At 63.1% G+C, this 16,383-nt stretch carries 11 protein-coding genes and 3 pseudogenes; 10 read left to right on the top strand and 4 right to left on the bottom strand.

The window, feature by feature from the left end; translation table 11 throughout:
- Positions 1–116 precede the first annotated feature (116 nt).
- The 3 genes and pseudogenes from ACW9IN_RS16220 to ACW9IN_RS16230 all read right to left on the bottom strand — a co-directional run bounded on the left by ACW9IN_RS16220 (position 117) and on the right by ACW9IN_RS16230 (position 3,116).
- Positions 117–1,193 (bottom strand): extracellular solute-binding protein, encoded by a 1,077-nt coding sequence (locus ACW9IN_RS16220; protein ID WP_457366825.1) that lies wholly within the window; start codon positions 1,191–1,193, stop codon positions 117–119.
- Positions 1,190–2,070 (bottom strand): annotated as a pseudogene (aguB, locus tag ACW9IN_RS16225) (N-carbamoylputrescine amidase). Before aguB ends, ACW9IN_RS16220 begins: the two are co-directional and overlap by 4 nt.
- Positions 2,067–3,116: an agmatine deiminase family protein gene (locus tag ACW9IN_RS16230; protein ID WP_457366826.1), complete on the bottom strand. Its 1,050-nt coding sequence runs from the start codon at positions 3,114–3,116 to the stop codon at positions 2,067–2,069. Before ACW9IN_RS16230 ends, aguB begins: the two are co-directional and overlap by 4 nt.
- A gap of 134 nt (positions 3,117–3,250) precedes the next feature.
- On the opposite strand from ACW9IN_RS16230, the gene ACW9IN_RS16235 reads away from it, so the two are divergent.
- From ACW9IN_RS16235 to ACW9IN_RS16270, 8 genes and pseudogenes are all read left to right on the top strand, one after another.
- Entirely contained in the window at positions 3,251–4,117 is an 867-nt protein-coding gene (locus tag ACW9IN_RS16235; RefSeq protein WP_457366827.1) for a LysR substrate-binding domain-containing protein, read from the top strand.
- Positions 4,114–4,629: a G/U mismatch-specific DNA glycosylase gene (mug, locus tag ACW9IN_RS16240; RefSeq protein WP_457366828.1), complete on the top strand. Its 516-nt coding sequence runs from the start codon at positions 4,114–4,116 to the stop codon at positions 4,627–4,629. The genes ACW9IN_RS16235 and mug overlap by 4 nt, the downstream gene beginning before the upstream one ends.
- 80 nt (positions 4,630–4,709) lie before the next feature.
- Positions 4,710–6,056, top strand: a complete 1,347-nt coding sequence (locus tag ACW9IN_RS16245) for a hypothetical protein (RefSeq protein WP_457366829.1) — start codon at positions 4,710–4,712, stop codon at positions 6,054–6,056.
- A 111-nt stretch (positions 6,057–6,167) separates the two neighbouring features.
- On the top strand, positions 6,168–7,058 hold the full coding sequence (locus tag ACW9IN_RS16250; protein ID WP_457366830.1) for a bestrophin family protein: 891 nt from the start codon (positions 6,168–6,170) through the stop codon (positions 7,056–7,058).
- A gap of 156 nt (positions 7,059–7,214) precedes the next feature.
- Positions 7,215–8,294 (top strand): annotated as a pseudogene (locus tag ACW9IN_RS16255) (HAMP domain-containing protein); the annotation flags it as partial.
- Between the two features lie 321 nt (positions 8,295–8,615).
- Positions 8,616–9,158, top strand: a pseudogene (locus ACW9IN_RS16260) (methyl-accepting chemotaxis protein); the annotation flags it as partial.
- A gap of 280 nt (positions 9,159–9,438) precedes the next feature.
- Positions 9,439–11,847, top strand: coding sequence for a glucose/quinate/shikimate family membrane-bound PQQ-dependent dehydrogenase (locus ACW9IN_RS16265; protein ID WP_457366831.1), 2,409 nt, complete (start codon positions 9,439–9,441; stop codon positions 11,845–11,847).
- Between the two features lie 54 nt (positions 11,848–11,901).
- On the top strand, positions 11,902–13,167 hold the full coding sequence (locus ACW9IN_RS16270) for a carbohydrate porin (RefSeq protein WP_457366832.1): 1,266 nt from the start codon (positions 11,902–11,904) through the stop codon (positions 13,165–13,167).
- Positions 13,168–13,173: 6 nt separating this feature from the next.
- On the opposite strand, the gene rpiB is transcribed toward ACW9IN_RS16270, so the two are convergent.
- The gene (gene rpiB / locus ACW9IN_RS16275) at positions 13,174–13,656 is read right to left on the bottom strand and encodes a ribose 5-phosphate isomerase B (RefSeq protein ID WP_457366833.1); all 483 of its coding nucleotides are present in this window, start codon (positions 13,654–13,656) and stop codon (positions 13,174–13,176) included.
- Positions 13,657–13,919: 263 nt separating this feature from the next.
- Here rpiB and ACW9IN_RS16280 point away from each other — a divergent pair, with 263 nt between their 5' ends.
- Complete coding sequence (locus tag ACW9IN_RS16280; RefSeq protein ID WP_457366834.1) at positions 13,920–15,407, top strand: sugar ABC transporter ATP-binding protein; 1,488 nt, start codon at positions 13,920–13,922, stop codon at positions 15,405–15,407.
- Entirely contained in the window at positions 15,404–16,381 is a 978-nt protein-coding gene (locus ACW9IN_RS16285) for an ABC transporter permease (protein ID WP_457366835.1), read from the top strand. Before ACW9IN_RS16280 ends, ACW9IN_RS16285 begins: the two co-directional genes overlap by 4 nt.
- Positions 16,382–16,383: the final 2 nt, after the last annotated feature.

Here is a 16,383-nt window from a genome sequence, read left to right on the forward strand (position 1 = left end):
CCCAAAAAACGGGAGCGCTACGCACTCCAGCGCGGGACAAGCCCGCTCACCACAAAAAAGCTTGCGAACACAAAAACCATTCATCACAAAGGCCCGCTCACCACAAAAAGCATCGTTCATTGCTGTGTCTTGAATTTAGTCCACACCCGCATACGCGCACGCATGTCCGCCTGGGGGATGTCCTTGCCGGCGATCAACCGGTCGAAGGTGGCCTCATCCGGGTAGATATCGGGGTTGTCGCGCAGGCTCGCTTCCACGGCGGGCCGTGCCTTGGCATTGGACGTGGGGTAGCCGGTGAGGTTGGTGATGGCGGCCATGTTTTCCGGGCGCATCACAAAGTTGATGAACGCATAAGCGTAGTCCGGATGCCGCGCGTCGACCGGGATGGCCAGGGTGTCCATCCACACCGTGGTGCCTTCACGGGGGATGTGATAACCGAACGTCACCGCTTTGCCGGCGGCATCGGCGGCGCGCTGAGCCTGGGTCATGTCGCCGCTGTAGCCGAGGGACAGGCACAGGTTGCCGTTGACCAGGTCGGTCACCGGCTGCGACTGGAACTTGCGGATGAATGGACGCACCTTGAGCAACAGCTCGCTGGCGGCGGCCAGGTCTTCACGCTTGGCGCTGCGCGGGTCGCGGCCCAGGTAGTTGAGGACCACCGCCAGCACTTCGTCCGGCGAGTCGATCAGCGAGATACCGCAATCGGCAAACTTGGCCGCCAGCTCCGGCTTGAACAACAGGTCGAGGCTGTTGACCGGCGCATTCGGCAGTCGCTGTTCGATCTGCCGGGTGTTGTAGGTCAGGCCGATGGTGCCCCAGGTGTAGGGCACCGTGGCCTTGTTCGAGTGGGCATAGTGGGTGCGCAGCTTCTGCAAACCCGGTTCGATGTCGTTGAGTGCCGTGAGCCGGGCGGGATCCAGCGGTTGCAGGGCGCCTGCGCGCATCAGGCGCTCGGCCACGGTGTCGCCCGGAAAGATCAGGTCATAGCCGCTGCCGCCGGTCATCAGCTTGGCTTCCAGGGTTTCGCTGCCGTCCATTACGTCGTAGATCACCTGGATACCGGTCTCGGCCGTGAACTTCGCCAGGGTATCGGCGGCAAAATAGTCAGCCCAGTTATAGAGCCTCAGGGTTTTGTCTTCGGCCAGGGCGCCGGCACTCGCAAGCATCAGCACACAACTCAATAGGCGTTTCATGAGGGGCGTCCATCCAGGGTGAGCAGGCCGGCGTACATCTCCGGGCGACGGTCGCGGAAGATGCCCCAGGTCAGGCGGTCTTCGCGCATGGCGGCCAGGTCCAGGCGGTGCACAAGCACGCCGGTACTGTCGCGGTCGGCTTCGGCCAGCAGCTTGCCCTTGTGGTTGCAGATGAACGACGAGCCATAGAAGTCCATGTGCAAGGCGGGGTCGGTAGTCGCCACCTCGCGCCCGACGCGATTGGCCGCCACCACCGGCAGCAGGTTCGCCGCCGCGTGACCGCGCATGGTCATCTGCCAATGGTCGCGGGAATCGAGGGTGGCAGAGCCGGGTTCCGAGCCGATGGCTGTGGGAAACAGCAGCACTTCGGCCCCTGCAACGCCAGGCAGCGGGCGGTTTCGGGAAACCACTGGTCCCAGCAGATGCCCACGCCCAGGCGCCCGAAGGCGGTGTCCCACACGCGAAAACCGGTGTCGCCGGGGCTGAAATACTCTTTCTCCTGATAGCCGATGGCATTCGGGATATGCGTCTTGCGGTATACGCCGAGCAATCGCCCGTCGGCATCCGCCACGCTCAGGGAGTTGAAGAAGGCGTTGCCGGCTTTTTCGAACCAGCTCAAGGGCAACACCACGCTCAGCTCCCTGGCCAACGCGGCGAAGCGCTGGAGCACGCCGCTGTGCGGGTACTCCTCGGCCAATGCCAAATGTTTGTGGTGCTGCTCGATGCAGAAGTACGGCGTGGCGAACAGTTCCTGCAACAGAATCACCTGGGCACCTTGCGCCGCCGCCTCCCGCACCAACTGCTCGGCGCGATCGAGGTTGCCCGGCAGGTCCCAGGTGCAGGGCATCTGGGTTGTCGCAATGGTCAAAAGGCTCATGGCTTCACCCACGCAGGTTGTTGTTGGGTGATGCAGTGCACGCCGCCACCGCCATGGGCCAGGTGGTTGATCTGCACCGGCACGACCTCACGCCCCGGGAACGCCCCGGCCAAAACGTCGGCCGCCACCTGGTCGGCGGCAACGCCATAGGCCGGCATGATGATTGCGCCGTTGGCAATGTAGAAGTTGGTGTAGGACGCGCAGAACACCTCGGCTTCGGTGTCGACCGCGTCGGTGGCTTCATACAACTCAATCAGCTCGAAGCGCCGGCCATGGGCGTCGGTGGCCAGTTCCAGGGCGCGGCGGTTTTCCCGCACCACTTCGGCGTAGACAGAGCGCTGATCATGGGTCGCATCGACCAGCAGCACACCGGGACGGGCGAATGCACAGACCCCATCGACATGGCCGTCGGTCATGTCGCCGGTGACGTAGCCTGGGTCGCCGGGCAGCCAAATGGTCTTCTGGATGCCCAGCAGCCGCGCAAAAATCGCCTCCATCTCGGCTTTGGTCACACCGGGGTTGCGGTTGGGGTTGAGCAACACGGACTCGGTGGTGATCAACGTGCCCTCGCCGTCCACATGGATCGCGCCGCCTTCGTTACTCAGGGGCGTACCGAAGCACTCCAGCCCCAGGTGATTGAGCGCCCGGCGTGCCAGGCTTTCGTCCAGGTCATGGGCCGACTTGCCGCCCCAGGCATTGAAGCGCCAGCTCACACCCGCCAGTCCCTGTTGCGGGTGGCAGACAAAAGTCGGGCCGGAATCACGGCACCAGCTGTCGTTGACGGCCAGTTCGATCAGTTCGATGCCGGGCGCGCACAGGGCCCTGGCACCGGCAACGGCGGACGGATCGACCACCATTTTCACCGGCTCGAAGCGGGCGATCGCATTGGCGACCCGCGCGAAATCCTGCTGCACCTGGGCCAGGGTCACGCCCCAGGTGGTTTCCCACAAGGCGCGGTTATGCGGCCAGACCATCCAGGTCGCCGCATGCCGGGCCCACTCCGCAGGCATCCACCAACCATTGCTTTGCATTGCATTCTGCTGCATGACAAGTCCCCATCAATTAAGTCATTGTGTTCAGTGAAAACTGCCCACGGAGTCTTGGCGTACATGCTATGGCGGGTTAAAACGCCGGACAAACGATGGATTTTGCACAAAACTGATTAGAGGAACTTATCAGCATGCTCCACCACTGGCCGCCCCTCGGCACCCTGCGCGGCTTTGAAGCTGCGGCCCGGCTGGGCAGCTTCCACAAGGCCGCCGAGGAACTGCACCTGACCCAATCGGCGATCAGCCAGCAGATCCGCAGCCTGGAGGCGTACCTGGAACAGCCGCTGTTTTTCCGCAGCGGGCGCAGCGTGAGCCTGACCGACGCCGGGCATGATTTCCTCAGCACCACCCAGGCCCTGTTGCAGCAATTGGCCGTGGGCGTACGGCGCCTGGGGCAGTACCGCAAACCCAATCAACTGGTACTCAACACCACCCCGACCTTCGCGCGTCATTGGCTGTTGCCACGGCTTGCGGATTTTCGCCGGCAACACCCGGAGGTGGACCTGTGGATCTTCAGCACCGACGAGGTGCCCGACATGGCCAGCCAGACCATCGACCTGGCCGTGCGCGACGACATCAGCTCCCAGGCCGAATGCAGCTTCAAGGTGCTGCATGCCGACCGTCTGTTCCCGGCCTGCCATCCACGCCTGCTGGACACGCCCGCTGCGCAGCGCACCACCCTGCACGGTGAACGGGAAATGGACTGGAGCCATTGGGCGGTGGAAGCCGGGGTCGACGTGGGCCAACAGGATCAGGGGTTGAATTTTTCCGATCCCGGCCTGTTGCTCGATGCCGTGTGTACCGGCCTGGGGATTGGATTGGTGAGCCAGTTGCTGAGCCGTCAGGCGCAAAAAGACGGATTGCTCACGCCGCTGGTCGAGGCGACGATTCGCGGCCCAAGCTGGGCGTTGCTGACCCACCGCGACAGCGAGCACGACCCGCTGGCGCGCAGTTTCACGGCGTGGCTGCTGAGCCACTTGCAGGTAGAGCCGACATGAACGACCGCCTCGACGACATCCTCACCGACCACCTGGCCGTGGTGTTCTGCGGCATCAACCCCGGCAAGGGCTCCGCCGCCCTCGGCCAGCACTTTGCCAATCGCAGCAATCGCTTCTGGCGCACCGTGCACCTGGCCGGGTTCACTCCCCATGAAATCCGCCCGGAGGACGGCCCCACACTGCTGCATTACGGATGCGGCCTGACCACCGTGGTGGAGCGCCCGACGGCGAGCGCAGGCGAGTTGGCGCGGCATGAGTTCACGCAGGCCGCAGCGGCGTTCGAACAGAAGATCCGACGCTGCCAGCCAGGCTTTGTGGCCTTTCTGGGCAAGGCCGGCTACAGCGCGCTGTCGGGCCGGCGCGAGATTGCCTGGGGCTTGCAGCCGCAGTCTTTCGGCGGTGCAGCCGTGTGGGTGTTACCCAACCCCAGCGGGCGCAACCTGGCGTTCAGTCTGGAGCAATTGGTAAAGGCTTATCGGGCGTTGTATGAAGCGTCTGGCCTGCCGGGATAGCCCACTGCGGTGAGACCTGAGGCGGTCGTCAGTGCTAAAGTGCCATCATCCAATCATCAACGGAATGGCGCAGAGTACAGATGGATCTTTCCACCTTCTTCAATAATCCTGAATCGACCAGACAAACCATTGCCCAACTCGACCGGCTGAAGCCCAAATTTCAATGGGTAAAACACTGCCCCGAATTGTCCGGCTACAACCCTGAGCTGTTCGAGGCGCTTGTTCATGATCCCATCGTTGACTTCTACCGTCAGAATCCTACGGAAGTGACCCCTGACGGGACAGAGGCGCCCTCCCTGATCTATCTCGATGAAGAGACCCGTACTGGCCAGTTGATCAAGAACACACGGGAGAAATTCGGCGATATCACGGCGACCTTTGCCCTGATCTTTCTCGCACCCAACCCGCGCCAACTGATCGGCAAAGTACCGATGATTCAGGACCTCTTACGAGACGAAAACTTCGCCTACGAAAAATCCATGGCCCAGCAAATCGCCGGGCATGCCGCCGGGATTCAAGCCTTTACCGAAGACTCGGACAGCAAGGAAGCCCGTGACCGACTCATGGAACTCTCCATTCGCGCTCACTCGATCACCAGCCAGTTGAACAAACTGGACGTACTCGACAAAGAGACAAAAGCCCGCATCAACACGCTGGAAGACACCCAGAAAGCCAAGGCCATCAAGGCCAGGAAGCTGATGGTCAACCGCCTGAGGAAATTCCATGCCACGCTGAAAACCCTCAAGGCCGACGCCTCCAGTTCGATCCATGCCGCCGAGCAACACTTGGTCAACGCCAAAGAGCTGTACACCAGCCAGGTCGACCTGTCCAAAGCGGTGGAGTACTGGAAAAAACGAGCTGCCGACCACAAGCAGAGCAAGGCTTCCAGCCTCAAGCTGGTCATCGGCTCAATGGTCCTGACCGTGGCCATCGTGTTTGGCTACTACGCCATGGGCGGCATCGCCAACATGTCCCGGGACACGGCCCCGCACAACCTGGCCAGCGCTCCCGCACAAGCTGCAACGCCGACCACTGCCGCCGTCGACAAGGCACTGGCCGACGCCGCCAAAACCGAACCCGCCGCCAAGACCATCATCGTCGACACCGCCAGCGCCGGTGGCCTCGAACTGGCCACGACCCTCACCAACCTGGTGGGCGCGGCTTTGTTGCTGGCCTTGTGCAGCGTGCTGATCCGCCTGGCCTTGCGCCAATACAACACCCACTCCCATTGCGCGCTGGATGCCAACGAACGGGTGATCTTCATCGAGACCTACCTGTCGCTGATGCTGGAAGAAAAACTGACCGCCGACGCCGACCGCAAAATCATCCTCGAAAGCATCTTCAGGGCCACGCAACCGGCGACCGGCACTGACATTCCGTTTGCAACACCCGTGGACACCCTCATTCGTTTGCTCGACAAGAAATAACCCGGCCTGCGCCAGCCTGCTCCGGCAGGCTGCCTTGCAAACGAACCTTTGCCCCCAAACCCGCGTCCGAGCTTAGGCACTGTTGCTTACCGCCTATTGCGAGGTCCTCGTTTGAAAGCCACCATCGTCGAAAAATACCGCCTGATCATCAAAACCCTGGGCTACGTAGGCTGGGCCCTGTTCTGGCTGTTGCTGTGGGATATCGCCGTCACGGTGGATTTCATGCTGTTTCTCAACGCCAAGATCAACCTGCCGCTGATGCCTCTCACGTTACTGGGTTCGGCGCTGGTGGTGCTGATCAGTTTTCGCAACAGCAGCGCCTACAACCGCTGGTGGGAAGCCCGCACGTTGTGGGGGGCGATGGTCAACAATTCACGCAGCTTCGCCCGTCAGGTGCTGACTTTGCTGGACGACGCCGGCGGCGAGGTCAACCCGGTCAAGGCCACGCTGCTGCGCCGCCATGTGGCCTATGTGAACTGCCTGGCAGCGCACCTCAAGGGCGAGCCGTGTCCCGAAGAAGTGCGCGCATTCATTCCCGCTGAAGAGTTCGCGCGCAACGGCGCCACCAACAACTTTGCCAACGATATCGTCACCGGCTCGGCCGCCCTGCTGGCACGGGAATACCAGGCCGGTCACCTGGACAGCATCCGCCTGGCGCGGCTGGAGTCGACGCTGGTGGACCTGTCCAACGCCCAGGGCGGCATGGAACGCATCGCCAACACACCGCTGCCCTACCCTTATGTGTATTTTCCGCGGCTGTTCATCTCGCTGTTCTGCCTGATCGTGCCCGTAGGCCTGGTGGAGTCCCTGGGCTGGTTCACGCCACTGGCGTCCACGGTGGTGGGGTTCATGCTGCTGGCCATCGAACGCATCGGCACCGACTTGCAAAGCCCGTTTCACTCCAGCGAGCACCAGATCCAGATGGAAACCATCTGCGAAACCATCGAGAAAAACCTGCAGTCGATGCAGCGCGATGCGCTGGGCGGCGACCGGATCGGTTGACCGCTCGTCTGCCGGTTCTTTGCGCCCTAAAGTGCCCGTCACCCCGGTCGATACCTGAATGTACGCATGGGCCGCACCGCCTCATAACAACACATGCGACGTTAACCGCTAGCGTTTTTTTCCTTGCCAAAACTATAAATACCCGCGGGAGAAGTCATGAATATCAAGCAGAAGCTGACCTGGGCATTTGCGGGCATCGCGTGTCTGCCTGTCGTGCTGGTCGCCGTACTCGTCGTGCTCAACCTGCGCGAAGGCGCCGTGGCCAACTTCCTCGATAGCAGTGGCCGCGAGATCCGCCAGATCGACAACGGCATGCAGCAGTTCTTCGACGGCATCAGCCAGAACGTCGATTTTGTGGCCAAGGACCCACGCATCGTGGCCGCCAAGGACCTGAAGAGCTACGCCGGCGCCGACGCGCAGCAAATTCCCCTGACGCCAACCAACCATCAGCTGCTGGATATCTTCGATCGCTTTGCCAAGAGCCACCCCAGCACCGCCTACCTGTCCCTGGGGCTGAGCGATGGCGGCTACGCCAGCTGGCCCGACGACACCAAACTGACCAACTACGACCCGCGCGTTCGCCCCTGGTACCAGGCCGCCGTGGCCGCACCCGGTACGACCGTGCGCACCGGCGCATATTACTGGGCACCGGATGACGTCACGCTGATCGGCACCGTGCACACGGTGAACGATGCCAACGGCAAGTTGCTGGGCGTGGTCGGGCTGGACGTTTCGCTCAAGCAACTCACCGAACTGGTGCGCAACATCAAGCTGGGCGACAGCGGCTACCTCATGCTGGTGGAAGCCAACGGCAACGTGTTGGTGGACCCCAGCGACGCCAAGCACAACTTCAAGCCCCTGGCCGAACTGGGCCCTGACTACGCCGCGCTGGCCAAGGGCGGCGATGGCGTGACCCAGGTCGAGATCAACGGCGTGTCCTACATGGCCAACGTGGTCAGCTCCAAGGGCCTGGGCTGGCGCTTTATCGGCCTGATCAAGCGCGATGAAGTGATGGCCCAGGCGTCGAACCTGACCTGGCTGATCGTCGCCATTGCCGCAGCGCTGGCGCTGGTGTTCGCCATCGTCGGGGCGAGCTTTGCGCGGATGATCGTGCGCCCGATTCGCGGGGTTGCCGACGGCCTGCAGGAAATCGCCGAGGGTGAAGGCGACCTCACCCGTCAACTCCAGGTCCAGGGCAAGGACGAAACCGCCAGCCTGGCGGGCTGGTTCAACCAGTTCCTGAGCATGATCGCCCAACTGGTGCAGCGCATCGGCAATGCCTCTTCCGACCTGCAAACCGCCGCCGCCGATACCAGCGACGTCGCGCGCAACATGAACCAGGCGGCCGGCCGCCAGCGCGAAGCGGTGGAATTGGTGAGCACCGCGTTCAACGAGATGGTCGCCACCGCCAACGAAGTGGCCCGCTCCTGCAGCGCCGCCGCGTCCAGTGCCGACGAAGGCTACCGTGACGTGCACGACGGCCAGCAGCATATCGGCGAGGCCACCGGCAGCGTGCTCAAGCTCAGCGAAGACCTGCAACGCTCGACCCAGACCATGCAGCAGTTGGAGCAGGACAGCAAAAACATCAACACCATCCTCGACACCATTCGCTCCATCGCCGAGCAGACCAACCTGCTGGCCCTCAACGCCGCCATCGAAGCCGCCCGCGCCGGCGACCAGGGTCGCGGGTTTGCGGTGGTCGCCGACGAAGTGCGCGCCCTGGCCCGCCGCACCGCCGACTCCACCGGCGAGATCGATAACCTGTTGGGCAATCTCGCCCGCCGCACCCAGGAAGTCACCCAACAGATGCAGGGCAGCTTGCAGGTGTCGCACACCAGCGTGGAGCGCATCCAGCAGGCCCGGGACAGCTTCGACAAGATCCGTGGGTCGGTGGACTCGATCCGCGACCAGAACACCCAGATCGCCACGGCCGCCGAGGAACAGCACCAGGTGGCCGAAGAGATCAACCGGCACATCGCGCAGATCCATGCCGATGCACAACTGGTCGAAAGCTTCGCCCACTCGGCGCAGACCGGTTCAGGCCGGTTGACGGATATTTCGGGTCAGCTCAAGGGGCTGGTGGGCCGGTTCAAGTTCTAACACCCGCTTGCGTGGCCGGTGTGGCGGCGTTTCTGGAGCAACCGGGCCAGAACGCCGGATTACGCCGCGGGCTTCTGGAGAATCTCAGTCCCGCCCACGGCCGAGGTACGCATTTGCCAGTTCCAACCCGCTGGGTCGTCCTTGCGGGTTCAGGCGACGTTTAGCCACACCCTATCATCGCAGTATCCGTAATAGTCTATTGCGGAGCAAAATGTACTAACCAGTTACTTATCTTGCTAAAATCGCGTCTTTGCCCTCTCACCTTCGAGCATTTATCGATATGAAACGAGCAACGCGCGCGACTGGCGCCTCTGGATTCTTACTGCTGGGCCTGGGCGTGATCATCGCCCTGCTCGGCCTCGTGCTGGCCGTTGGCGGCATCAAACTGGTCAGCCTGGGCGGTTCCTGGTACTTCCTGATCGGCGGCGCGGCGATGGCGTTGTCGGGCGCCTTGATTGCGCGGCGCCAACCGGCGGGCGCGTGGCTGTTCGCGGTGTTTCTGGTGGGTACGGCGCTCTGGGCCGTCGTCGACGTGGGCCTGGTGTTCTGGCCACTGTTTTCGCGCCTGTTCATGTTCGCCGCCATCGGCCTGGTGGTGGCGCTGGTCTATCCGCTGCTGGTCAACCGGCCTGCGCGCGGCGCTTATGGGATTGCCGCCGTACTGGCGGTCGGCGTCGCGGTGGCGGCAGGCAATATGTTTGTCGCCCACCCCAGCGTGCGCCCCACCGGCAGCGGTCCTGGCCTGACCGCCGTGAACCCGGCCAACGCACAGAAAGACTGGGCGCACTACGGCAACACCGAAGGCGGCAGCCGTTTCGCGGCGCTGGACCAGATCAACCGCGACACCGTCAACCAGCTCAAGGTGGCCTGGACCTACCACACCGGCGACGTGGCCATCAGCGACGGCAACGGCGCCGAAGACCAGCTGACGCCGTTGCAGATCGGCAACAAAGTGTTCATCTGCACACCCCATAACAACCTGATCGCCCTCGACGCCGACACCGGCAAAGAGCTGTGGAAGAACGCCATCAACGCTCAATCGGCGGTATGGCAGCGTTGCCGTGGCATGGCCTACTTCGACGCCACCGCGCCGATCGCCCAGCCGACCCAGCCCGACAGCTCGCCGATCATGGCCGCCAGCGTGCCAACCGGCGCACAGTGCCAGCGCCGCTTGCTGACCAACACCATCGATGCCCGCCTGATTGCCGTGGATGCCGACACCGGCCAATTCTGCGAAGACTTCGGTACCCACGGCCAAGTCGACTTGAAAGCCGGCCTGGGCAATGTGCCGGACAGCTACTACCAGTTGTCCTCGGCGCCGCTGATGGCCGGCACCACCGTGGTGGTGGGTGGCCGCGTCGCCGATAACGTACAGACCGACATGCCCGGCGGCGTGATCCGCGGCTTCGACGTGATCACCGGCCAAATGCGCTGGGCGTTCGACCCAGGCAACCCAGCGGACAAAAATGCCCCGGCTGATGGCAGCACTTACGTGCGCAGCACACCGAACAGTTGGGCGCCGATGTCCTACGACCCGCAGATGAACACCGTGTTTCTGCCGATGGGCAGCTCGTCCACCGACATCTACGGCGTGGAGCGCACCCGGCTCAATCACAAATACGGCGCTTCGGTGCTGGCCCTGGACGCTTCCACCGGCGCGGAAAAATGGGTGTACCAGACGGTCCACAATGACCTGTGGGACTTCGACCTGCCGATGCAGCCCAGCCTGATCGACTTCACGCCACCGGGCGGCAACAAGGCGGTGCCGGCGGTGGTGATCGGCACCAAGGCCGGGCAGATCTATGTGCTCGACCGCGCCACCGGCAAGCCACTGACCGATGTGCGCGAAGTGCCGGTCAAGGCCGCGAACATCCCCAACGAACCCTACTCGCCAACCCAGCCGAAATCGGTCGGCATGCCGCAGATCGGCGCACAGACCCTGAGCGAGTCGGACATGTGGGGCGCCACGCCATACGACCAGTTGCTCTGCCGCATCGACTTCAAGGGCATGCGCTACGACGGCCTGTACACCGCGCCGGGCACCGACAAATCCCTGAGCTTTCCCGGCTCGCTCGGCGGCATGAACTGGGGCAGCCTCTCCACTGACCCGGTGCACGGTTTCATCTTCGTCAACGACATGCGCCTGGGCCTGTGGATCCAGATGATCCCGTCGCAGAACAAGGCCCAGGCCTCGTCCGGTGGCGAAGCCCTGAACACCGGCATGGGCGCCGTACCCCTCAAGGGCACGCCGTATGCGGTGAACAAAAACCGCTTCCTGTCGGTGGCCGGCATTCCGTGCCAGGCGCCGCCCTTCGGCACCCTCACCGCCATCGACATGAAGACCCAGAAAATCGCCTGGCAAGTGCCGGTGGGCACCGTGGAAGACACCGGTCCCTTGGGCATCCGCATGCACCTGCCGATCAAGATCGGCCTGCCCACACTCGGCGGCACGCTGTCGACCCAGGGCGGCCTGATCTTTATCGCCGGCACCCAGGACTTCTACCTGCGCGCGTTCAACAGCGGCAACGGCGATGAAATCTGGAAGGCCCGCCTGCCCGTCGGCAGCCAGGGCGGCCCGATGACCTACGTGTCGCCCAAGACCGGCAAGCAGTACATCGTCATCACCGCCGGCGGCGCACGCCAGTCCACCGACCGTGGCGACTTTGTGATCGCTTACGCATTGCCATAACTCCCTTCAAGCGCGGTGCGCACGCACCGCGCCTTCGGCTTTGGAATAACCCGCATGACCCCCTCTTCTTCTCTTCCCCTTGGGCGCCTGTTGCTCGGCCTCGCCTTTGGCGTCGCCCTGCCCGCTTGCGCCAGCGACACCACCCTGACCGGCGACTGGGGCGGCCTGCGCCGTGAACTCGACGAACAAGGCATCCGCTTTACCGGCGACTACAGCGGCGAAACCGCCTACAACGCCCACGGTGGCCAGCACCGTTCGGCGCGCTACTCGCAGAACCTCAAGCTCGGCGTGCAGTTCGACCTGGGCAAACTCTACGGTTTCAACCATGGCGACCGCATCCAGATCACCCTCAACGACCGTCGCGGCAACAGCGCCTCCGAGGACCTGGTAGGCAACCGCCTGCCGATCCAGGAAAACTACGGCGGCCTCTACACCCGCCTCACCGAATTGAGCTACGAGCGCACCCTGTTCACCCCGGCGCTCAACCTGAAGCTCGGCTACATGGCCATGGGCAATGACCTGGGCGGCCTGGACAGCGGCATTCTGTGCAACTTCATGAACGCCGGTTTCTGCGGGCATCCGCTGAACATGTCCGGCGGCAGCGGCTGGACCAACTACCCGAATGCGCGCCTGGGTGCACGGGTGAAATACGACTTTTCGCCGAACTGGCAAGTGCGCGTGGCGGCCTTCAACGTCGACCCGGACAGCAACGGCAACGCCAGCCGCGCCTGGACACTGAGCCCCAAGCGCACCACCGGCACCGTGGTGCCCATCGAGCTGATCTACAAGCACGCGGGCAACCTGCCTGGGGAATACAAGCTGGGCTATTACTACGACAGCTCCGACGCAAAACGCATCGGCAGCAACAAAGAGGTCAGCGGACGCAGCGGTCACTACTTGCTGATCGATCAGGCGATATGGGCTTCGGCGTCATCCGCAGGTCGCGTGCTGCATGCCTTCGGCCAATACTCGGCGGCCAGTGAAGCGGCCTCGCCGTTCAGCAAGTGGTATGGCGCCGGCGTGGTGCTGTACACGCCGTTCGCAGGCCGCCCCCGCGACACCCTGGCCCTGGGTTATGGCCGGGCCGTGCCCAACCCGCGCAGCCGCGAGGCCCAGGAACTGGCCGCGCTCAATGCCGGCAACGACTACCCCAACCTGAACAATGCCGAACAACTGATCGAACTCAGCTACGGCTATCAGGCCACGCCATGGCTGACCCTGCGCCCGGATGTGCAATACATCATCGAACCGGGGGCGTTTTCCGGTAACCACATCGACAACGCGCTGGTGCCGGGCTTGCAAGTCAAAGCCGTGTTCTGAACCGGCTCAATCACCTGACGGCAACCCTCTGTTAGCCTGCTCGAGCGCAGCAATGCGCTCGACTTTCTTGCCGGAGCGCTCCGCTTCGAACTCCGACTCCAGAAACACTTTGACGATGCTCTTGGCCAGCTCGGGCCCGATCACCCGTGCACCGATGGACAGAATCTGCGCATCGTTGCTCTTGCGTGCGCGCTCGGCTGAATAGGTGTCGTGGGCCTGGGCCGCGCGCACGCCCTTGATCTTGTTGGCGGAAATCGCCATGCCAATACCCGTGCCGCAAATCAGCACGCCCAGGCGCTGCTCGCCCGCCTCCACCGCCGTGGCCACGGCCACGGCGATATCCGGGTAGAGCACCGGGCTGGTGGAATGGCAGCCAAAATCCTGCACTGCATAACCCAGGGTTTCGATGTACCGCTTGAGCATTTCCTTGAGTTCGAAGCCCGCCTCATCGCATCCGACGGCTACCGAAAACGTTGTTTGTGCACCCATCACTGCTCCTCCGCCGCCATTCTTTTTGATCATATGATCACTATATGAAAATATGCACAAACATTAGCGAATGGCAGATAGGTCGCTGTCAAGGCTTATTTAAAGGCAACCTCACATAAAATCGACAAAACGGGCGGAAGGCATCGCGCCAGACCATTGACAAAACCGGCTCAAGCAGTTTAAACATATGATCACTATCCGATCATATGATCAGGTTATTGGCTAAAAATACCTAATAAGAAAATCAGCAAGAGGACACACCGATGGCCACGCCATTACTGCTCCAGGCTGAACATGTTTCCAAAGCTTATGCGGGGGTTCCCGCCCTGCGCGACGGGCGCCTTTCCCTGCGAGCCGGCAGTGTGCATGCCCTGTGCGGCGGCAATGGGGCCGGCAAATCGACTTTCCTCAGTATCCTGATGGGCATCACCCAGCGTGACGCCGGCACCATCCTGCTCAACGGCCAGCCGGTGCAGTTCGACCGCCCCGGCGCGGCGCTCGCCGCTGGCGTGGCGATGATCACCCAGGAGCTGGAACCCATTCCCTACATGACGGTGGCCGAAAATATCTGGCTGGGCCGCGAGCCGCGCCGCGCCGGCTGCATCGTCGACAGCAAGGAACTGAACCGGCGTACCCGCGAGTTGCTGCAAAGCCTGGAGTTCGACGTCGACGCCACCAGCCCCATGCACCGCCTGAGCGTGGCGCAGATCCAACTGGTGGAAATCGCCAAAGCCTTCAGCCATGACTGCCAGGTGATGATCATGGACGAGCCCACCTCGGCCATCGGCGAGCGCGAGGCCGAGACCCTGTTCAAGGCCATCCGCCGCCTCACCGCCCGTGGCGCCGGCATCATCTACGTGTCCCATCGCCTCAGCGAGCTGGCGCAGATCGCCGACGACTACAGCATCTTCCGCGACGGCGCCTTTGTGGAAAGCGGGCGCATGGCCGATATCGACCGCGCTCACCTGGTGCGCGGCATCGTCGGCCAGGAGCTGCAACGCATCGACCACAAGGTCGGGCGTGAATGCGCCGCCACCACCTGCCTGGAGGTCAGCGGCCTGAGCCGCAACGGCGAATTCCACGACATCAGCCTGCACCTGCGCCAGGGCGAAATCCTGGGCATCTATGGGCTGATGGGCTCGGGCCGCAGCGAATTTCTCAACTGCCTGTACGGCCTCACCCTGCCGGATGCCGGCAGCGCCACCCTGCAAGGCCACCCGCTGCCCACCGGCACCCCGGCGGCGGCGATCCGCGCCGGCCTGTCGCTGGTCACCGAAGACCGCAAGGACAGTGGCCTGGTGCTCAGCGGCAGCATCCTGGCGAACATCGCGCTGTCGGCGTACAAACAGCTGTCGAACTGGTCAGTGATCAATGCGCGCAAGGAACAGGCCCTGGCGCAGAGCATGGTCAAGCGCCTGCACATCAAGGTCTCGTCCCTGGACCTGCCGGTAGAGTCCATGAGCGGTGGCAACCAGCAGAAAGTAGTGCTCGCCAAATGCCTGTCGACCCAGCCCATCTGCCTGTTGTGCGACGAGCCCACGCGCGGCATCGATGAAGGCGCCAAACAGGAGATCTATCACCTGCTCGATGAGTTCGTGCGGGCCGGCGGCGCGGCCATCGTGGTCTCGTCCGAAGCGCCGGAGCTGCTGCACCTGAGTGACCGCATCGCGGTGTTCAAGGGGGGCCGGCTGGTGACCGTCAGCACCGACACCGCCCTTTCCCAGGAAGCCTTGTTGAGTCTTGCCTCATGAACAGTAAAGTCCTTGCCGCACCCGTCACTGCCGCGCCGCGCAACCGCCTGCGCCTGTCCCTCGACCGCTTCGGCCTGCCGCTGGTGTTTATCCTGCTGTGCGTGGTGATGGCGTTTTCCAGCGAATACTTCATGACCTGGCGCAACTGGATGGACATCCTGCGCCAGACCTCCATCAACGGCATTCTCGCCGTGGGCATGACCTATGTGATTCTCACCAAGGGCATCGACCTGTCGGTGGGATCGATCCTGGCCTTCGCCGGGCTGTGCAGCGCCCTGGTCGCCACCCAGGGCTACGGCGTGCTGGCGGCGGTGAGCGCGGGCATGTTCGCCGGTGCCATGCTGGGCGTGGTCAACGGTTTCATGGTCGCCAACCTGAGTATTCCGCCGTTTGTTGCCACCCTTGGCATACTCAGCGTGGCGCGGGGCATGACGTTTATCCTCAACGACGGCAGCCCGGTCACCGACCTGCCGGATGCGTTCCTGGCCATGGGCATCGGCAAACTCGGCCCCATCGGCGTGCCGATCATTATCTTTGCAGTGGTCGCGCTGATCTTCTGGATGGTGCTGCGCTACACCACCTATGGTCGCTACGTGTACGCGGTGGGCGGCAATGAAAAGAGCGCGCGCACCTCCGGTATCGGTGTGCGCAAGGTGACGTTTTCGGTGTATGTGATTTCCGGCCTGTTGGCGGGGTTGGCGGGCGTGGTGCTGGCCGCACGGACCACCTCGGCCCTGCCCCAGGCCGGCGTGTCGTATGAGCTGGACGCGATTGCCGCTGTGGTGATCGGCGGCACCAGCCTGTCCGGCGGCACCGGCAGCATTGTCGGCACGCTGTTCGGCGCGCTGCTGATCGGCGTGATCAACAACGGCTTGAACCTGCTCGGGGTGTCTTCGTATTACCAACAAGTGGCGAAGGGGTTGATCATCGTGCTCGCGGTGCTGATCGACGTCTGGCGCAAGAAAAAACGCTAAGT

Source organism: Pseudomonas sp. SDO5271_S396 (genome assembly GCF_054071795.1).